The sequence below is a fragment of the Jiangella gansuensis DSM 44835 genome (assembly GCF_000515395.1).
GTDB lineage: Bacteria > Actinomycetota > Actinomycetes > Jiangellales > Jiangellaceae > Jiangella > Jiangella gansuensis.
In genome coordinates this window covers 2,086,487-2,104,612 of the sequence record NZ_KI911782.1, presented here as the reverse complement: position 1 = coordinate 2,104,612, position 18,126 = coordinate 2,086,487, and the positions used below count along the sequence as shown (strand labels likewise).

Annotated in this window: 14 protein-coding genes; 5 read left to right on the top strand and 9 right to left on the bottom strand. The window is 70.8% G+C overall.

What is annotated here, in order from left to right; all coding sequences use genetic code 11:
- Positions 1-62 precede the first annotated feature (62 nt).
- The 4 genes from JIAGA_RS28880 to JIAGA_RS28875 form a co-directional block, all read right to left on the bottom strand.
- Complete coding sequence (locus tag JIAGA_RS28880) at positions 63-950, bottom strand: carbohydrate ABC transporter permease (RefSeq protein ID WP_051425930.1); 888 nt, start codon at positions 948-950, stop codon at positions 63-65.
- Positions 947-1,897: a carbohydrate ABC transporter permease gene (locus JIAGA_RS0110215; protein ID WP_026875585.1), complete on the bottom strand. Its 951-nt coding sequence runs from the start codon at positions 1,895-1,897 to the stop codon at positions 947-949. The genes JIAGA_RS28880 and JIAGA_RS0110215 overlap by 4 nt, the downstream gene beginning before the upstream one ends.
- The gene (locus JIAGA_RS0110210; protein WP_084469606.1) at positions 1,887-3,206 is read right to left on the bottom strand and encodes an ABC transporter substrate-binding protein; all 1,320 of its coding nucleotides are present in this window, start codon (positions 3,204-3,206) and stop codon (positions 1,887-1,889) included. Before JIAGA_RS0110210 ends, JIAGA_RS0110215 begins: the two co-directional genes overlap by 11 nt.
- 83 nt (positions 3,207-3,289) lie before the next feature.
- Positions 3,290-4,309 carry a LacI family DNA-binding transcriptional regulator gene (locus JIAGA_RS28875; protein ID WP_051425928.1) on the bottom strand — a complete coding sequence of 340 codons (1,020 nt, stop codon included), beginning with the start codon at positions 4,307-4,309 and terminating at the stop codon, positions 3,290-3,292.
- A 265-nt stretch (positions 4,310-4,574) separates the two neighbouring features.
- On the opposite strand from JIAGA_RS28875, the gene JIAGA_RS0110200 reads away from it, so the two are divergent.
- Complete coding sequence (locus JIAGA_RS0110200) at positions 4,575-6,152, top strand: alkaline phosphatase D family protein (RefSeq protein WP_026875583.1); 1,578 nt, start codon at positions 4,575-4,577, stop codon at positions 6,150-6,152.
- Entirely contained in the window at positions 6,145-7,734 is a 1,590-nt protein-coding gene (locus JIAGA_RS0110195; protein WP_026875582.1) for a beta-N-acetylhexosaminidase, read from the top strand. The genes JIAGA_RS0110200 and JIAGA_RS0110195 overlap by 8 nt, the downstream gene beginning before the upstream one ends.
- Here JIAGA_RS0110195 and JIAGA_RS28870 read toward each other — a convergent pair.
- Together JIAGA_RS28870 and JIAGA_RS0110185 are read right to left on the bottom strand one after the other, a co-directional pair.
- The gene (locus JIAGA_RS28870; protein ID WP_051426635.1) at positions 7,716-8,363 is read right to left on the bottom strand and encodes an alpha/beta hydrolase; all 648 of its coding nucleotides are present in this window, start codon (positions 8,361-8,363) and stop codon (positions 7,716-7,718) included. The two genes, JIAGA_RS0110195 and JIAGA_RS28870, sit on opposite strands and share 19 nt — an antisense overlap.
- 10 nt (positions 8,364-8,373) lie before the next feature.
- The gene (locus JIAGA_RS0110185; protein ID WP_084470265.1) at positions 8,374-10,920 is read right to left on the bottom strand and encodes an FtsK/SpoIIIE family DNA translocase; all 2,547 of its coding nucleotides are present in this window, start codon (positions 10,918-10,920) and stop codon (positions 8,374-8,376) included.
- 133 nt (positions 10,921-11,053) lie between these two features.
- Here JIAGA_RS0110185 and JIAGA_RS0110180 point away from each other — a divergent pair, with 133 nt between their 5' ends.
- From JIAGA_RS0110180 to JIAGA_RS0110170, 3 genes are read left to right on the top strand one after another with little or no spacing between them, the layout of a single operon-like run.
- Positions 11,054-11,596 carry a PadR family transcriptional regulator gene (locus tag JIAGA_RS0110180; RefSeq protein WP_026875580.1) on the top strand — a complete coding sequence of 181 codons (543 nt, stop codon included), beginning with the start codon at positions 11,054-11,056 and terminating at the stop codon, positions 11,594-11,596.
- A complete protein-coding gene (locus JIAGA_RS0110175) occupies positions 11,589-12,263 on the top strand; it encodes an ABC transporter ATP-binding protein (protein WP_026875579.1) in 675 nt (224 codons plus the stop codon). The genes JIAGA_RS0110180 and JIAGA_RS0110175 overlap by 8 nt, the downstream gene beginning before the upstream one ends.
- On the top strand, positions 12,260-14,164 hold the full coding sequence (locus tag JIAGA_RS0110170; protein WP_157552964.1) for an FtsX-like permease family protein: 1,905 nt from the start codon (positions 12,260-12,262) through the stop codon (positions 14,162-14,164). Before JIAGA_RS0110175 ends, JIAGA_RS0110170 begins: the two co-directional genes overlap by 4 nt.
- Before the next feature lie 21 nt (positions 14,165-14,185).
- Here the strand turns inward: JIAGA_RS0110170 and JIAGA_RS0110165 are convergent, their stop codons facing one another.
- From JIAGA_RS0110165 to JIAGA_RS28865, 3 genes are read right to left on the bottom strand one after another with little or no spacing between them, the layout of a single operon-like run.
- A complete protein-coding gene (locus JIAGA_RS0110165) occupies positions 14,186-15,874 on the bottom strand; it encodes a ribonuclease J (RefSeq protein ID WP_026875577.1) in 1,689 nt (562 codons plus the stop codon).
- Positions 15,871-16,803 carry a 4-hydroxy-tetrahydrodipicolinate synthase gene (gene dapA / locus JIAGA_RS0110160; RefSeq protein WP_035812363.1) on the bottom strand — a complete coding sequence of 311 codons (933 nt, stop codon included), beginning with the start codon at positions 16,801-16,803 and terminating at the stop codon, positions 15,871-15,873. The genes JIAGA_RS0110165 and dapA overlap by 4 nt, the downstream gene beginning before the upstream one ends.
- Positions 16,804-16,845: 42 nt before the next feature.
- Positions 16,846-17,967 (bottom strand): PrsW family intramembrane metalloprotease, encoded by a 1,122-nt coding sequence (locus JIAGA_RS28865; protein WP_084469604.1) that lies wholly within the window; start codon positions 17,965-17,967, stop codon positions 16,846-16,848.
- Positions 17,968-18,126 lie beyond the last annotated feature (159 nt).

Below are 18,126 nucleotides of genomic sequence, written 5' to 3'. Positions count from 1 at the left end.
CCCTTCCGTTCCTGTAAGTCGGTTGAGTGGGTCTGGTGGTCGAGACGTGGCGGGCGCGGGCGTCAGCCCTTGACGCCGCCGTCGGACAGCCCGGAGATGAAGCTGCGCTGGTTGAACAGGAACACCAGCAGCACCGGCAGGCTGACGATGATGGTCGCCGCCATCAACGCGCCGTACTTGACGTTGCCGGTGGAGGCGAACGTGGTGATGGCCAGTTGCACCGTGGTGCTGTTCTCCGACGTCGACACCACCAGGGGCCACAGGAAGTCATCCCACGCGCCGGTGAAGGAGAAGACGGCGACCAGCGCGATCAGCGGCCTGGCCATCGGCAGGTACACCCGCGTGAAGATCCGCAGCTCGCTGGCGCCGTCGATGCGGGCGGCCTCGGCGAAGTCGCGGTTCATACCGGCGAAGTACTGCCGGGACAGGAAGATGTTCAACGTCCCGACCAGGTACGGAAGCAACAGGCCGCCGACGGTGTCGAGCAGGCCGCTGCCGCCGTTGCCGAGGATGTCATTGCCGCCGGCCAGCGGGAAGTTCTTCGCCATCAGGAACAGCGGTACCAGCGTCACCGACACCGGGATCGCCGCGGTGGAGATGAGGACGTAGAACAGCACCTTGCTGCCGCGGAAGGGCAGGTGGGCGAAGGCGTAACCGGCGATGACGGGGACGACGCAGTTCGTGGCCACCGTGATCACCGTGACGAACGTGGAGTTGAGGAACGCCCGCCCGAGGTTGGCGGCCTGGAACGCGACGGAGAAGTTCTCCAGAGTCGGGTTCTCGGGGATGAGGTTCGCCCCGGCGACGGTCTGGCCCTCGGGCGTGAACGCGAGGCTGATCATCCAGATGAACGGCATCAGCACCAGGGCGGCCACCACCGTGAGTACGATGGGGCGCGTCCAGCGCCGGGCCCGCCGGCGGAGCGGCGGCCGCGAGAGCAGTGTCGTCATGTCCGCCTCCCCCGCCCGCCGCGGATGGCGATGATCGACAGCGCCGCGATGAACGCGAACAGGACGAAGGCCATGGCCGAGGCGCTGCCCATCTGGTTGTACTGGAACGCCTCGGTGTAGATGAGGTAGTTGACGGTGGTAGTGCTGCCGTACGGGCCGCCCTGTGTCAGCACGAAGATCTCGGTGAAGCCCTGGGCGAGGAAGATGATGTCCATCGCGACGACGTACGTCAGCATCGGCCGCAGCCCAGGCAGGGTCACGTAACGAAACTGCTGCCAGACATTGGCGCCGTCGACGCGGGCTGCCTCGTAGAGGTCCCTGGGGATGGTCTGCAGCCCCGCGAGCAGCAGCACCATGTTGCTGCCGAGGGCCTTCCAGACCCGCATGGCCGAGGCGGCGTTGAGGGCGGCGCTCTCGGTGGTGAGCCAGCGCTGGTCGGACAGTCCGAAGAACCCGAGGATCTCGTTGACCAGGCCCTGGTCGGAGTAGATCCAGAGCCAGATCATGCTGACCGCGGTCAGCGAGACGACGTGCGGGACGTACATCGCGGTGCGGAACAGCCCGATGCCGCGGAACGCCCGGTTGGACAGCAGCGCCAGGCAGAGTGCGATGGCGACCGTGAACGGCAGCACCTGCAGGACGTACCGCCCGGTCACCGCCAGGGCACGGCCGAACTCGGGGTCGTCGAGCAGTGAGCGGTAGTTCTCCAGCCCGACGAACTGTGGTCCGGTGCGGCTGAGCGGGCTGTACTCGCTGAAGCTCAGGACGAGGCCGTAGAGCACCGGGCCGAGCTGGAAGACCAGCACGTAGAAGGTGGCCGGCAGTACGAAGAGCATGCCGTAGAACGCCGGGCGGCGCAGCGGCCGCCGGCTGGGGCCCGGGCGGGGGCCGGGCGGCACCGTCGCCGCCCGGCCCCCGCCCGCCACCGCGGTGGTGTCAGGAGCCAATGATCTTCGCCACCTCGGCGTCGGCGTCGCGCAGTGCGTCGGCTGGGCTGGCGTCGCCGTGGATCGCCCGCTCCAGGAACTGGCTCATCGCGTCGCGCATCTGGACCCAGCCGACGACGTTCGGGTTCCCCCGGCTGGCGGACAGCGCCTCCACGGCCTTGCGCAGCTCCGGGTTGCTGGCGAATGCCTCGGCGTCCGCGGACGAGGCGTGGATCGGCAGGCCACCGAGCGCCTGGACGTACTGGACGTTGATCTCGGGATCGATCATGTACTCGAGGAACTGCCAGGCCAGCTCCTTCTTCTCACTGTCCTTGTTGATCATCAGGCCGTTCGCCGGGCCGCCGAACGCGGCCGGCTCGTTCCCCTCGAAGGCCGGCGGCGGCATCAGGCGCAGGTCGCGTTCGGGCGCCGCGGCCTGGAGCTTCGTGATGGACCCGGCGTTGGCGAGCTCCATGGCGGCGTCGCCGGTCACCACCGGATGCTGTGCCTCCGGGGAGTCCGACCACGCCGTGCCGAGCTGGTTGTCCACGGCATCGGCACCGTGGTACAGGCTGGCGAAGAAGTCCAGCGCGCCCTCGGCCTGCGGGGTGTCGAGGGTGGCCTCGGAGCCGTCTTCGCTGAGGAACTCGCCGCCGTTGGACCACAACAACGTCGCGAAGGTCTGCTGCGCGGCGATGGGATGGCTGGGGACGACGAGGCCGGCGCGGGTGATCCGGTCGCCTTCGCGCACGGTCAGCGTCTCGGCGGCGTCCTTGACACCCTCCCAGGTCGTGGGCGGACTGTCCGGATCCAGTCCGGCGGCGGCGAAGTCGGTGCCGCTGTAGACGAGCATCCGGATCGTCATGAGCAGGGGCATGATGGCCACCTGTCCATCGACCTCACTGCCGTCCAACGCGGTGGCCAGATCGTCGCGCATGCCGTCGTCCAGCTGCTCGACGTAGGGCGTGAGGTCCTCGACGCGGTCGTTCGCGACCAGGTCGGCCGCCGCGGCGATGCCGTGGCCGACGACGTCCGGCGCGGTCCCGGCGGCGAACGCGGCGTTGAGCTTGGGCGACATGTCGGCCCAGTCGACGTACGTGACCTCGACGTCGGCGCCCGTCTCTTCTTCGAACGCCGGCACGATCGTGTCGTTGACCAATGCCATCTCGGCTTCGGAGTTGCCGGGGAACCAGACGACGAGAGACCCCTCGCCGTCACCGCCGCCGCTGTCACTGGCCGCCTGCCCGCCACCACAGGCGGTGAACAGGAGCGACGTCGCCAGGGCTCCGGCCGCGAAACCGATAGGTGCCTTCCGGATCATCCTCGTCATCGTGGTGTTCCTCCGTGCAAGGGCAAGCGTGATGCGGCGCGGGCCGGCCGCCGGCGTGATTGATGCGGTTACACGGGGCGTGATCAGGGCGCCGAGGCGAGCGTGGCCCCCGGTTCGAACCGACACGGCAGGCGCTCGTGGTAGGTCAGCTCGTGCCTGCCGTCGAGGACCTCGAGCAGCAGCGTCACAGCGCGCGCCCCGATGTCGCGCCGCGGCACCTCGAAGTGGGTCCACGGGTGTGTGGTGGCGTCGAGCGAGTCGAGTCCGACGACGGACAGCCGCCCCGGGATGGCGACCCCGAGTTCGGCGCACAGCTGACTGAGGCGTTCCAGCCACCTGGCGCCCTCTCCGACGGCGGCGGTCGCCCCCGCGTCGAGTACGCCGGTGAGCCGGTCCGTCCCGAGGTCTTCAGGAGCGATGAGGATCTCCTCGACCAGATTCAGGCCGAGGTCGGCGCAGGCCGCCCGGAACGCCTGACGGCGCTCGACACGCGGTTCGGCGTCGTCGGGCACACCGATGTAGACGACATCGCGGTGGCCGCGCTCGTGGATGCGCCGAGCCATGTCGCGGACCGCCGCGTCGTAGTCGGCGGTGACGTACGGCATCAGCGCGGCTGCCTGTTCGCGGCGGCCGATGAACACGAACGGGAAGCCATCGGCGGCCAGGCGCGCCAATTCGTCGTCGTGCTGGTCGAACCCGAGGATGATGGCGCCGTCGGCGATGCGTAGCCGGTTACGGCCCTCGTGGAAGATGCTCGCGGGCCCGTCGTCCTGGTGGAGCGACGTGAACAGCACGAGGTCTTGGCCCGACCTGATGGTCTGCTGCTCGATGCCGACCATCATCTCCTCGTAGTAGCTGCTCTGGCTGGTGGGGAAGAGCGGCTCGAAGGAATGGACGCCGATCAGGCCGTTGCGCCCGCCACGCAGGGCACGCGCGGTCACATTCGGGACGTAGCCGAGCTCGCGGGCCGCCGCCATGATCTTCTGCTGGGTCTCGCGGTTGATCCCGTGCTCGGCCGTCTTGCCGTTCAGGGTGATCGAGACCGTGGTCTGCGAGACACCCGCGAGCCGCGCGATGTCTCGCTGCCGTGGCCTTCTCGCCATCTCCACGTTCCTCCGAATTCGAATTAGAGCGTCACAGTAGGGCCGCACCAGCATCGTGTCAATGCCTTGGTAGGAGGGGTAGGCGCGACAATTCTCGTGCGTCACACACAAATCTAATTTGAATTAGATGCTTGACAGAGGCTGGTGCTCCTCACCATGATCCCGACCACGCGACTGTCCGGGGTCGTGCATGGCCGGTCACCCGTCCTCCCCCGCCTGCGGTGACCCTCGCCGCCAGATCGACGAGTTCCAAGACAGGAGACCCATGTCCGAACGCGCGCACAGCCGTCGGCTCGACCGGCGACGATTCCTGGGATACTCCGGCGCCGGCGCGGCCGCCGTCATGCTGGGCACCGGCTGGTGGGACACCATCGCCTACTCGGCACCGCGGCTGCCCGGGAACCCGTTCACACTCGGCGTGGCCTCCGGCGATCCGGGACCGGGCAGCGTCGTGCTCTGGACGCGGCTCGCGGTCGACCCGTTCGCCCAGGACGGCCTGGGCGGCATGCCGAACGCGACGTATCCGGTCCAGTACCAGGTGGCCACGGACGAGCGATTCGCCAACGTCGTCAAGGCCGGCACCGTGTTCGCGTCGCCGGAGCTCGGCTACTCGGTGCACCCGGAGGTCCACGGCCTGCAGCCGGGCCGCCACTACTGGTATCGGTTCAGGTTCCGCAACCTGCTGTCCCCCGTCGGCCGCACCCGCACCGCGCCCGCTCCCGGCACGATGCCGGACTCCTTCTCGTTCGCCGTCGCCTCCTGCCAGAGCTACCACGGCGGCCACTACACCGCCTTCCAGCGCATGGCCGAGGAGGATCTGGACCTGGTGCTGCACCTCGGTGACTACATCTACGAGGAGTCGTACGGGTTCAGCACCGACCACGACGGGAACCCGATTCCCGACTACATGCTCGGCGAGTGCTTCGACCTCACTGCATACCGCCTGCAGTACTCGCTGTACAAGTCCGACCGCCATCTGCAGGCGGCCCACGCCGCGTGCGCGTGGATCACCACGTTCGACGATCACGAGGTCGAGGACGGCTGGATGGCTGACGCTTCCAAGCCCGACACCGAACCCGACCAGGACCCCGCCGTGTTCCGGCAGCGCAAGGCCGCCGCATTCCAGGCGATGTACGAGAACCTTCCGCTGCGGCACAACCAGATGCCGGCCGGCCCCGACATCCGCGTCCATCGCCGGATCCCGTACGGCGATCTGGCCGACTTCACGATGCTGGACACCCGCCAGTACCGCTCGGAGCGCGACGGCCGCCTGGATCCCGACTCCACCATGCTCGGCGGAAAGCAGCGCGAGTGGTTGCTCGACGGCTTCGCGGCCTCGCGGGCGCGCTGGCAGCTCATCGGCAATCAGGTGCCGATGGCCCAGCTGGACCGTGATCCCGATGAGCAGGCCGAATCCTGGTTCGCGGACTCATGGGACGCCTACGTCGTCGAGCGCGACCTCGTGCTAACCGGCGCCTACCAACGCGCCGTCGAGAACCTCGTCGTCGTCACCGGAGACCGGCACAGCAACTACCTCATGGACCTCAAGGCCGACTATGCGGACCCCGACTCGCCGGTCGTCGGTACCGAGATCGTGGGCACGTCGATCAGCAGCAATCGCGACGGCGCGGACATGCTCCCCGTCGGCGAGGGCTACCTCCTGGCCAATCCGCACATGAAGTTCTGCAATTTCCAGCGGGGCTATTGCCGGGTCACGGTCACGCCGGACGAACTGGTCAACGACTTCCGCGTCCTGCCGTACATCTCGCGGCCGGACGCGCCGATCAGTACCCGCGCCTCGTTCGTCGTCGAGAACGGCCGCCCGGGAGCCGACCATGCCTGACGACCCCGCCCGGGCCGATCTGGTCCCGCTGCCGCTGGTGCACCAGCGGCAGCCAGGGACGTTCGCCCTCACCGCCAACGCCCTCATCGGTGCCGACGGCGATGCACGACAGCCGGCGTGGCTCCTGCACGACGTGCTCGCCGGCGCCGGTATCCGCCCGTCGGTCACGACGGCCGATGATCCCGCCGCGTCCCTCGTGCTGCGCGCCGACCCCGCCGCGTCGGACCACCCAGAGGGCTATCGCCTGACCGTTTCGACGGATCGTGTCCTCGCCGAGAGCGCCACGGTGCCCGGGCTCGTCCGGGCAGTGCAGACGTTCCGCCAGTTGCTGCCACCGTGGGCGCTGCGCGGCGCACCCGTCGGTGCGGCGGCGGTCGTCGAGTGCTGCCACATCGAGGATGCCCCCCGCTTCTCGTGGCGCGGGATCCATCTCGACGTCGCACGGCATTTCATGCCCACGTCGTTCGTCCTGAAGCTCATCGACCTGGCCGCGCTGCACCGCATGAACACCGTCCATCTGCACCTGACCGACGACCAAGGCTGGCGAGTGGACGTGCCGTCGTGGCCGCGGCTCACCGAGGTCAGCGCGTGGCGAGCGGAGACCGTCGTGCCCGGCGGCACCGACGCCTTCGACGGCACCCCGCACGGTGGCTTCTACACCCTCGACGATCTGCGAGAGATCGTCGCGTATGCCGCCCAGCGGGCGATCACAGTCGTGCCGGAGATCGACCTGCCCGGCCACGTCCAGTCCGTCCTCGCCGCCTACCCGGCGCTCGGGAACACCGGCCGATCGCCCGAGGTCCGGCGGTCCTGGGGCATCTCCACGAGCGTGCTGGCACCCACGGATTCCTCGCTCGGATTTGCTCGCGACGTGCTGGACACCGTCCTGAACGTGTTCCCGGGGCCGTGGGTGCACCTCGGCGGCGACGAATGTCCACGCGACGAGTGGCGCGCCAGCCCCGAGGCCGTCGCGCGAGCCGCAGCTCTCGGCCTCGGCTCCCCCGACGAACTGCAGAGCTGGTTCCTGCGCCAGCTGCACCGCTACGTCACGGCACGCGGTCGCCGCGTCGTGGGCTGGGACGAGGTCATCGACGACGGCGGCATGCCGGCTGACACCGTCGTCATGGCCTGGCGCAGCGCCGGCAAGGGGCAGGAGGCACTGACGGCAGGCCACGACGTCGTCATGTCCCCGCGCGAGCGCACCTACTTCGACTACTACCAGTCCGACGACCCGGGCGAACCTGCGGCGAACGGGTGGACCGTCACCCTCGACGACGTTGCGGCATGGGAGCCCACCACCGGGCTCGACCCGGCGGCGCCCGGCCGGCTGCTCGGCGTGCAAGGCCAGCTGTGGTCGGAGTACATGCCCACGCCCGACGCGGTCGAGTACATGGCCTTTCCACGGCTGAGTGCCCTGGCCGAGGTCGCATGGACGGCCGCGGACCGCCGCAGCCCCACTGAGCTCGTGCGCCGGCTGGGCACCCACCTGGATCGCCTCGACGCCCTGGATGTCAACTACCGCCCGCTCACTGGCCCACTACCCGGCCAGCGCGGCGGCACCGGTCACCGACGCCGGCGCTGACCGGGCTCGGCCAGTCCGGTGCGCTCCAGCACGAACTCGGTGGTCAGCCGGTGCCAGGTTCCGGGACGGCGCAGCATCGCGTGCCCGTCGCCCGGTACCGCGACGAACGCGCACGAGGCCGCCACCAGCCGCGCCCGCTCCGCGAAGGCCGCCGTGGCTCGCGGGTCCGTGGTCCGGTCGTCGCCGCCGTGCACGAGCAGGACGTGCCGCCCGGCCAGTGTCTCGGGTGACTCCGCCGGCGTCAGCCAGGGCGCCAGCCCGGCGACGGCGACGACGGCTGGGTCTGCCGCGACCCGGACCGCGGCCCGGCCGCCCATCGAGTACCCGACCAGCGCGACCGGCAGCCCCGGATGCCGCTCGCGCAGCACGTCCAGCGCCTCCCGCGCGTCGGCCAGCGGCGACTCCGCCGGCCCGTTCCAGCCACGCACGCGGTAGCGCAGCCGCCACACCGCCAGGCCGAGCGGCCCGCCGGCGCGGCGCAGCCCACGCGCGAACGGGATGAGCCGCAGCACCGACGGCTGCCGCGCCGACACCGGTTCGAGGCTCTCCGAGCGGCCGCCGTGCAACAGCAGGACGGCCGCGCGGACGGGTCCGCGCGGCACGTCGGCTTGCAGGTCCAGTTCGGTCACGGTTCGCCGGTCAACCGCCACGAAGGGAGTCCAGCATCTCGTCGAGGTCGTCGGGCTTGATCAGCACGTCGCGGGCCTTGGACCCCTCGGACGGTCCGACGATGCCGCGACTCTCCATCAGGTCCATGAGCCGGCCGGCCTTGGCGAACCCGACCCGCAACTTGCGCTGCAGCATGGACGTCGACCCGAACTGGGTGTTGACCACCAGTTCGGCGGCCTGGCAGAGCAGGTCGAGGTCGTCGCCGATGTCCTCGTCGACGTCGCGGCGGGCGGCGGCCGGCGCGGTGACGTCCTCACGGTAGGTCGGCTCCAGCTGCTCCTTGCAGTGGTTGACGACGGCGGCGATCTCGCTCTCGGTGACCCATGCGCCTTGGACCCGGATCGGTTTGCTGGCGCCCATCGGCAGGAACAGCCCGTCACCCTGCCCGACCAGTTTCTCCGCGCCCGGCTGGTCGAGGATGACCCGCGAGTCGGCCAGGGACGACGTCGCGAACGCCAGCCGCGACGGGACGTTGGCCTTGATCAGGCCGGTGACGACGTCGACCGACGGGCGCTGGGTGGCCAGCACCAGGTGGATGCCGGCGGCCCGGGCCAGCTGGGTGATACGCACGACGGAGTCCTCGACGTCGCGGGGGGCGACCATCATGAGGTCGGCCAGCTCGTCGACGATGACCAGCAGGTACGGGTACGGCGACAGCGTGCGCTCGCTGCCCTCCGGCACCTTGACCTTGCCGGACCGGACGGCCTTGTTGAAGTCGTCGACGTGCCGGAAGCCGAAGTTGGCAAGGTCGTCATAGCGCAGGTCCATCTCGCGCACGACCCACTGCAGCGCCTCGGCCGCCTTCTTCGGGTTGGTGATGATCGGCGTGATGAGGTGCGGGATGCCCTCGTACGCGGACAGCTCGACGCGCTTCGGGTCGACCATGACCAGCCGGACCTCGTCGGGCGTGGCCCGCATCAGCACCGAGGTGATCATGGAGTTGATGAAGCTGGACTTACCGGATCCGGTGGCACCGGCCACCAGCAGGTGCGGCATCTTCGCCAGGTTGGTGACGACGAAGCCGCCCTCGACGTCCTTGCCCAGCCCGGCCACCATCGGATGGTGATCCTTGCGGGCCACCGACGAGCGCAGCACGTCGCCGAGGCTGACGATCTCCTTGTCGGTGTTCGGGATCTCGATACCGATGGCCGACTTGCCCGGAATGGGCGACAAGATGCGCACATCGGCGCTGGCCACCGCGTACGAGATGTTCTTCGACAGCGCGGTGACGCGTTCGACCTTGACCGCCGTGCCCAGCTCGACCTCGTACCGGGTGACCGTCGGGCCGCGGGTGTAGCCGCTGACCACGGCGTCGATGTTGAACTGGTCGAACACGCCCATGAGCGACTCGACCACCGCATCGGACGCGGCCGACTTGGCCTTGTGCGGGCTGCCCTGGCGCATCAGGTCGCTGGACGGCAGCGTGTAGGTGATGTCGCCGGACAGCGCGAGCTGTTCGACCCGCTGCGGGATCGGCGTGTGCGGCGGCGGCTCGGCGGCGCCGCCGTCGTCGGCCTTTTTCTTCTTCTTGCGCAGTTCCCTGGCGACGATGGCGGGCTCGGTCGGGGTCTCGTCCTGGTCGCCGAGGCCACCGAGCTCCGCGGTGTCGGCGTCGTCGGGCTCGGGGTCGCCCTTGCGCTTGCGCTTGGGCTTCTCGCGCAGCAGCGGGGAGTCGTAGGGCTCGTCGTCGGTGGGCGTCAGCCGGTCGCCGCCCCGGCCGCGGCCACGTCCGTCGCGGCGCTCGTCGTCGGCGTCCGGGCGGCGGAAGCCGAGCCAGCGGCCGACTGTCAGGGCACCGGCGCGCAGCTGATCGGTGACCTCGTACAGCGGGATGCCGGTGATGACCAGCACCCCGAACAGCGTCAGCAGGCCGAGCAGCGGACCGGCGACCCACACCGTCAGCAGGTCGGCCAGGATGGTCGAGGAGACGTAGCCGATGGCGCCGCCGGCGCGCTCCATGGCCGCCTGCCCGTCGACCGGGCGCGGCATGCCGCCGGCGATGTGCGCCAGGCCCAGCGTGCCCAGCGCCAGGCAGGCCCAGCCGATGACCTGGCGTCCACCAGGACCGTTGCGGTCGGGGTGGCGCAGTGTTCGCAGGGCGGCCATGAGCAGCAGAACAGGGGTGACGTAGGCGCCGGTGCCGACCGCGCCGGCCAGTCCCCGGTACACGACGTCGTAGACGGCGCCGTCCAGCACCCACCACACGGAAGCGGCGGTGATGAACGCGGTGCCGATGAGGAACAGCCCGACGCCGTCGCGGCGCTGGTCGGCCTCGAGGCTCGTGGCGGTGCGGCCCACGCTGCGGGCGACGCCGCCGACCAGGTGGGCGATACCCATCCAGATCCCGGCGAACATGCGGGCGATGCCGCCGAAGAACTTGGCGACGAGACTCGGTTCCGGCGGTGGCGGCGGAGGAGGCGGGGCTGGGGCGCGACGCTTTCGGCCGCGAGCCGGGGCACGCCGCGTGGACGTACCCGACGAGCTGCGCGACCGGGACGGAGCTGTTCGGGTCGCCATGGAGATCACATTACAACCGCCACACTCGTATCGTCAGTCACAGAAGTCCCGGCGCGTCGGACGATATGTCGCATCGCGATCGACGCGGCTCGACTATTCGCTGTGCGTATACCTCGCGTGTATAGTCGTGCTCGTGAGTACCTCGACCACTCTGCTGGCGCTGCTCGAACCCGGACCGGCGCACGGCTACACCCTGAAGCGCAACTTCGACCAATGGTTCGGCCGGCGGCGGCCGTTGGCCTTCGGCCAGGTGTACTCCACGCTGGCCCGCCTGACCCGCGACGGCCTGGCCGACCAGATCGAGGTCGAGGCCGGCCACGGCCCCGACCGCCGCCTGTACCGCATCACACCGAGTGGCGTGGCCGTCGTGGACGACTGGGTGTTCACACCCCAACAGCCCGAGGTCTTCGCCACCAGCACGCTCTACTCGCGGATCACCGTGGCACTGCTCTCCGGCCGCGACGCGACCGACGTCCTGGCCCGGCAGCGGGACGCCCACCTGCGGCGGATGCGCGAACTCCAGGCCACCCGCCGGCAGGCGGCCGGCGCGGACCTGCTGGCGGTCACCTACGAACTGGCGCACCTGGACGCCGACCTGCGCTGGATCGAGGAGTCGGGCACCCGGCTGGACACCGTCCGCCGGCAGCTCGACGGTACGGGGGACGGACATGCTTGAAGCGCTCGACATCGGACTGTCCTACGGCGCCACTCCGGCGCTGCGTCGCGTCGACCTGACGCTCGCGGCCGGCTCGCGGACGGCGCTCATGGGTCCGTCGGGCTCGGGCAAGTCGAGCCTGCTGCACTGCCTTGCCGGCGTTCTGGTGCCCGACCGCGGACGGGTGGTGTTCGACGGGCAGGACCTGACCGGGCTCAGCGACCGGGAGCGCAGCGCGCTTCGGCTGCGTCACATGGGCGTGGTCTTCCAGTTCGGCGACCTGGTGCCGGAGCTGACGTTGATCGAGAACGTGATGCTGCCGTTGCAGCTGCTGGGCGTCAAGCGGGCTGCCGCGCGCGCCAGCGCGCGGGATCTCCTGGGTGAGCTCGGCGTGGCCGACGTCGCCGACTCCCGCACCGGAGCCGTCTCGGGCGGGCAGACCCAGCGGGCGGCCGTCGCTCGGGCACTCGTGCACGAGCCCAGGGTCGTGCTCGCCGACGAGCCCACCGGGTCGCTGGACACCGTCAATGCCGAGGGCGTGCTCGACGCGATGGTCGCGTTGAGCACGCGGATGGGCGCCGCCCTCGTGGTGGTGACGCATGACAACCTGGTCGCGTCGCACCTCGACGATCTGGTGGTGCTGCGCGACGGCATGCTGGACCTCTCCGCCCGCGAGGCGGTCGGATGATCGCGGCAGTGGCGCTCGGCGTCCGGCTCGCGTGGGGTTCGCCGGGCCGCCGAGTTCGGTCGCTCGCGGTCCTGGCGGCCAGCGCCGTCGGCACCTCGGTCCTCCTGGCCGTCTGGGCGATCGCGACGAGCCGGGTCGGCTCGACCGGGGCCTTCAGCGACCACGAGGTCGGCCGGCTCATCGCCGGTGTCGTCGCCGCCATCGCGTTGCCGGTCGTCGTGCTGGCCGCCACGGTGGGACGGCTGTCGGCGCAGCTGCGCGACCGGCAGCTGGCGAACCTGCGGCTGCTGGGTCTCAGTGCCGCTCAGACTCGCACGGTGGCGGCCTCCGAGGCCGGTCTGGTCGCGGTTGTGGGCACGCTGCTCGGAACGGTCGTGACGGTCGCTCTGGTACCCGTCACGGGCACCGACCTCATGCCGTCGCCGGCGGCCTGCGCGGCCGTCATGATGGGGCTGCCCGCGGTCACGGTCGCCGTCGCCGTCCTGCCGCAACGCCTGGATCTGCGGCGGGCGCTGGACCGGGCGCGCAGGTCCGACGTGCGACGACCCTCGCTGTTGCGTGCGGCGCCGCTCGGCGCCGGACTGGTGCTGTGCCTGCTGGCGCGGCAGGCGAACGACGACTTCATGGTCACCGGAGCCGAGATCGCGACGGTGTTCGCCGGGCTCGCGCTGGTGGGCGTCGGCATCGTCATGGTCGTGCCGGTCTTCGTCCGGCTGCTCGCCGACCTGCTGGCGCGTGCGTTCACCGGGCCGACGGCGATGGTCACCGCGCGTCGGTTGCAGGCGCAGCCGGCTGCCACGACCCGCGTGATCGCCGCCCTCATGGTGGGCCTGTTCCTGCTGGTCGGTGCCCGCTCGGTCGTCGTGGCGTTCGAGGAGACGCCGCAGTACGCCGACGCCGCGGACCACATCGAGAACGGTCAGCGGGCCGCCGTGACCGTGCCCGCGGGCGGGCTGGACGCGGCACTCCAGGACGTGCTGGCGCTGCCCGGGGTGCGCGACACGTTCGCGTTCCCCATGCTCACCGGCGAGGTCACGCTCGGCGCTCCGGGCGAGCCGGCGGAGCAGCTGCCCATCACGGCGCTGGTCGCCACCTGCGACGAGTTGCAGCGGTTCGCGCCTGCCGTCGACGACTGCGTGGACGGGGTGGTGTCCGCGCTGACGCCGACGTGGCTGCCCGGCGAACTCGGGGGCGCCGGGGCTCCCGACACCGCGGCGCTGTGGGCCGGTACGACGGACGCCCCCGCCGCCAGCCCGGTCGAGGTACCGATCTCCGACGCCCGGATCACCGGGACCGGCGAGGGATCGTCGGACTGGCCGACCTGGGACATCCGCCCGCTGTGGGCCGACCTGTTGGTCCCGCCCGGCACGGCCGGTGTCGACGAGCTGACCGCCCGCGCCGACACGACACTGGTCGTCGTTGCCGGACCAGGACGCGACCTCTACGAGCACCTGGACGCGCTCGGCCTGCCGGCCACGACCTCGGTCGACCTCGAGTACTACGACTTCGTGGCCGGCATGCGGACGGTCATCTGGACCCTGGCGGCGGTCGTCCTCTCCATCGGCCTGCTGACCTTCGCCGTGGCCGCCGTCGACCGGGCGGTCGCGCGGCGCCGCGAACTCACGTCGCTGCGCCTGATCGGCACGCCACCCACCCTGCTGCGACGCGCACAATGGCTCGAGGCCGCGCTGCCCACCGGCCTGGGGTGTGTCGCCGCCATCGTGAGCGGGCTCTTCGCCGGCAGCACCTACCTGCAGCTCGGGTCGGACATGGGCGACGCCCCCTGGCAGCAGAGTGCCCTGCTCATGGGCATCGCCGTCCTGGCCTCAGCGGCCGTCGCCGGCGTGACCGTGATCGGGGTCGGCAGCCGTCTCAGGGCCGAGCACATCCGCGCGGAGTGACGCCGGCGATCGCCTCGCGCCTCACGACTCCACGACGACCGGGATGATCATGGGCCGCCGTCGCAACCGTCCGCCGACCCAGCGGCCGACGGTGCGGCGGATGGTCTGCTGCAGCTGGTAGCTGTCGGCGTTGCCGCCCTCGGCCGCCTTCTCGACGGCGGTCACGAGCTCGGGCCGGATGTCGTCGAACACGCTGTCGTCCTCGGCGAAGCCGCGGGCATGGATTTCCGGTCCACCGGTGACCTTGCCGGTCACGGAGTCGACGACGACCACGACCGAGATGAAGCCTTCCTCGCCGAGGATGCGCCGGTCCTTCAGCGACGCCTCGGCCACCCCGCCGACGTTGGAGCCGTCGACGTAGACGTAACCGCACGGCACCGAGCCGACCACCCGGGCGACGCCGTCGACGAGGTCGACCACGACGCCGTCCTCGGCCAGTGCGACGCGCTTGCGCGGCACGCCGGCGCGGACGGCGACCTCCGCGTTGGCGTACAGGTGCCGGGTCTCGCCGTGGATGGGCATGACGTTGCGCGGCTTGACGAGGTTGTACGCGTAGAGCAGCTCGCCGGCGGCGGCATGGCCGGAGGTGTGCACCTGGGCGTTGCCCTTGTGGACGACGGTGGCACCCTCGCGGGTCAGGCCGTTGATGACCCGGGACACGGCGTTCTCGTTGCCCGGGATCAGCGACGACGCGAGCACGACGACGTCGCCGTCCTCGATGCGGATGGCCGGGTGGTCGCGGTTGGCGATGCGCGACAGCGCCGCCATCGGCTCGCCCTGCGAGCCGGTGGACATCAGCACGACCTCCTGTGGCGGCAGGTTGTCGATGCTCTTGAGGTCGACGAGGGTGCCGCCCGGGACGGTGAGGTAGCCGAGGTCGCGGGCGATGCCCATGTTGCGCACCATGGAGCGGCCGACGAAGGCAACCTTGCGGCCGTGGGACACCGCGACGTCGAGCACCTGCTGGACCCGGTGCACGTGGCTGGCGAACGAGGCGACGACGACACGCCGCGGCGCCCGCGCGAACACGCCGTCGAGCACGTCGGCGATGTCGCGCTCGTGCGGGGTGAAACCGGGCACCTCCGCGTTGGTGGAGTCGACCATGAACAGGTCGACGCCGGCGTCACCGAGGCGGGCGAAGCCGTTGAGGTCGGTGAGCCGGCCGTCGAGCGGCAGCTGGTCCATCTTGAAGTCGCCGGTGTGCAGGACCACGCCGGCCGGCGTGCGGATGGCCAGCGCCAGCGCGTCCGGGATGGAGTGGTTGACGGCGAGGAACTCGACCTCGAAGGGGCCGAACCGCTCGGTCTGGCCCTCGCGCACCTGCAGCTGGTAGGCGTTGATGCGGTGTTCTTTGAGCTTCGCCTCGACCAGGGCGAGCGTGAGCCGCGACCCGACGATGGGGATGTCGGCCTTCTCGCGCAGCAGGAACGGCACCGCGCCGATGTGGTCCTCGTGGCCGTGCGTTAGCACGATCGCCTCGATGTCGTCGAGACGATCGCGGATGTACTCGAAGTCCGGGAGGATGAGGTCGACGCCGGGCTGGTTGTCCTCGGGGAACAGCACGCCGCAGTCGACGACCAGCAGCCGCCCGCCGTGCTCGAAGACCGTCATGTTGCGGCCTACTTCGCCCAGCCCGCCCAGCGGGACGACGCGCAGCGCGTTGGGCTCCAGCGGCGGGGGCGAGGGCAGTTCGGGGTGCGGATGGCTCATGCGAGCCCCGCCTCGGCGAGGTCGGAGCGCAGTAGCGCGACCTGCTCGTCGGTGGCGGGGATGAGGGGCGAGCGGACGGTCCTGTTCTGGACGACGCCGAGCAGCTGAACTGCGGCCTTCGCCATGATGGCTCCTTGGGTTCGGGTCATGATGCCGCGCACGGCGGGGATGAGACGGCGGTGCAGGCCGAGGGCCCGCCGCAGGTCTCCGGAGTCGACGGCGCGGACCATCTGGGCGTACTCGCGGGCCGCGACGTGCGACACGACGCTGACCACGCCGACCGCGCCGTGGGCGAGCAGCGCGAGGTTGAGCGCGTCGTCCCCGGAATAGTAGGCCAGGCCGGTGCGGGCCATGACCTCCGATGAAGCGAAGACGTCGCCTTTGGCGTCCTTGACCGCGACGATGCGCTCGTGTCCGGCCAGCCGGACCAGCGTCTCGGTCTCGATGGCCACGCCGCTTCGGGCGGGGATGTCGTAGAGCATCACCGGCAGGTCGGACGCCGACGCGACCGCGGTGAAGTGCTGGTACAGCGCCTCCTGCGGCGGCTTGCTGTAGTACGGCGTGACGACGAGCAGGCCGTGCGCGCCGGCCTTCTGGGCGGCCTGGGCCAGCTCGCTGGTGTGCCGGGTGTCGTTGGTGCCGACGCCGGCGATCACCTTCGCTCGGGACCCGACCGCGTCGAGGACGGTGCGCAGGATCAGGTCCTTCTCGGCGTCGGACGTGGTGGGGCTCTCCCCCGTCGTCCCGCTGAGCACCAGGCCGTCGCAGCCGTCGTCCACGAGCTTCTCCGCCAGCGCGGCCGTCCCCTCGACATCGAGGCCACCGTCGTCGAGGAACGGGGTGACCATCGCGGTCAGGACGCGTCCGAACGGTGCGGACGCGGGCGCGCCGGAGGTGGCGGCGGCGAGGGTGAACAGCTCGTCGGGCATGGATGAAGGCTACCGTGAGGCCGGGCCGCGGACCGACCAGCCTCACCGTCCGGCGCTGGTCAGCGCGACGGCCTGGGAGCGGGTTTCGGCGACGGCGTCCAGCAGCTCGGCCTGCCAGTCGCCGGCGTGCTCGTCGGTCAGGCCGTGCTCGATGCGGGTGACCAGGAACGCCAGCTCGGTCACCGCGATCTGGTACGCCCGCACCGCGCGGGCTGCCGCCCGGCCGTAGCCGGCGCGCATGGATCTGGTCCAGCGGCGCCGGCTGCGCATGGTGGACAGCAGGTCCACCTCATACCAGGGAATCCAGCCGGCCTCGACGAAACGCGGCAGCACGGCGGCGACAATCCGCTGTTCCCGGCGGCGCTGCCACAGCGCGATGCCGATCATGGTGGCGAACATGGGCACCATGACGACGACGTAGACGGCGAGGAACCCCTGCCCGTCGTCCCACAGCGCCGAGGCGTTCCACAGCGCATGCAGCCCGACGGCCAGCAGGTACCCGACGATCGGCAGCAGTGCCCTCGACACGCGGCCGCGCCGGCGCACGGCGATGCCCACGGCGATGCCGATGAAGACGGTGAACAGCGGGTGCGCGAACGGCGACAGCAGCCCGCGCACGACGAAGACGCTGTAACCATCGATGGCCGCGACGTCGAACGCCCGCCCGAGGTACAGGATGTTCTCGACGAAGGCGAACCCGGCGGCGACCAGCCCCGCGTAGACGATGCCGTCGACGACGCCGTCCAGCTCGTGCCGGTGCCGCCACAGGAGCGCCACCAGGAACGCACCCTTGAGCGCTTCCTCGGCGAACGGCGCGGACACGACCGACGACGTGAACTCGCCGTAGGTGACGGCGACCAGCGAGTTCACCAGCAACGCACCGAGCGTGGCGACCCCGGCTCCCCACACGAACGCCGCCAGCAGGGTGCGACCCGGTTCCGGTTCCCAGCGGTCGAGCCACAGGAAGGCGCCGACCACCACGACGACCGGCAGCAGCGCGAACAGGGTCGCGACGGCCACGGTGGACGGTTCGAGGTCACCGACGGCGAGCCAGATGACGACGACGGCGCAGATCGTGGCGAGCACGAGACCGAGGACCGGCCAGAGCACACGGCGGCGCTGTTGCCGGCTCCACGGCTGGTGGCGGGCGAGGACGGGCGTCATGGGGCTACGACGTCCACGAGCAGCGGGCTGGTTCCGCCGACGCGACGACACAGCGCTCCGGCTCCACGCCGAGCCGCCCCGTCGTTGGTCCTTCGTCGCGGGCCGACCGCTCGCGGGAGCCTCCGGCCCCCCGGTCGCCGCCAGCGTGCATGACCCATC